Source organism: Actinoplanes sp. NPDC051633 (genome assembly GCF_040681735.1).
GTDB lineage: Bacteria > Actinomycetota > Actinomycetes > Mycobacteriales > Micromonosporaceae > Actinoplanes.
On sequence record NZ_JBFAZH010001742.1, the window covers coordinates 1 to 1,173 of the forward strand.

The 1,173-nt window shown below is 73.8% G+C and carries 1 pseudogene; it reads right to left on the reverse strand.

Going from position 1 to position 1,173, the window contains the following annotated elements:
- Window positions 1–159: 159 nt before the first annotated feature.
- Window positions 160–1,173, reverse strand: a pseudogene (gene fusA / locus AB0M20_RS44815) (elongation factor G); the annotation flags it as partial.

Genomic DNA, 1,173 nt, shown 5'->3' on the forward strand with positions numbered 1-1,173 from the left:
CCGCTGGCCGAGCTGTTCGGGTACGCGACCGAGCTGCGCAGCCGCACCCACGGCCGTGGTTCCTTCACGAGCAGGCCCGCGGCGGCGCCCGCACCCGCGGCCAGAACGGAACGACGGGTGATCGGCACAGCCACGGCGAACTCCTCAGTTTCCGAGTCGTTACATCGATATCGGTCTACCACAGCCGTCCGATCCGCGATAGCCCGCGGGCCTGCTCGTGAAGGAACCACGGCCGTGGGTGCGGCTGCGCAGCTCGGTCGCGTACCCGAACAGCTCGGCCAGCGGCACGGTCGCCGTCACCGTGCTCTCGGTCGTGTCGGTGATCTGGCCGCGGCGAGCGGACAGGTCACCGAGCACCGCGCCCAGGCTCTCGGCCGGCGCGGTGACCGTCACCTCGGCGACCGGTTCCAGCAGCGCCATCTCGCACGCCGCCAGGGCCGCCCGCAGCCCGAACCGGCCGGCCGCCCGGAACGCCATCTCCGACGAGTCCTTCACGTGCGTGCCGCCGTCCACCAGCGTCACGTGCACGCCGACGACCGGGTGGCCGCCGATCGGGCCGTCGGCCAGGGCCTCCCGGCAACCCGCTTCGACCGCTCGCACGTACTCCGCCGGAACCCGGCCGCCGGTCACCGCCGATGTGAACCCGTCGCCGGGCTCCACACTCAGCGTGACGTCGGCGAACTGGCCGGCGCCGCCGTCCTGCTTGACGTGCCGGTAACGCACGCCGGTGACGCCACGCACGACGGTCTCCCGATAGGTGACCTGCGGGCGGCCGACGGCCAGGTGCACGCCGCTGGTCCGGCGCAGCTTCTCCACGGCCACCTCCAGGTGCAGTTCACCGAGCCCGGACAGCAGCGTCTGCCCGGTCTCCGCATCGGTGCGAACGGTCAGCGACGGGTCCTCGTCCACCAGGGTGGCCAGCACCATCGGCAGGCGTTGCCCGTCGGCGCGGTCGCGCGGCTCGACCGCGACCGACATCACCGGCTCGGCGATGCGCGGGGCCTCGAGCAGCACCGGATGCTCCCGGGTGGACAGCGTCGTACCGGCCCGGGCGTTCTTGACCCCGGCCAGCGCGACGATGTCGCCGGCCCGCGCACGGTCGACGTCGGTGTGCCGGTCGGCCTGCACCCGCAGGACCCGGGCGACCCGCTCGGCACGCCCGGCGGCGGCGTC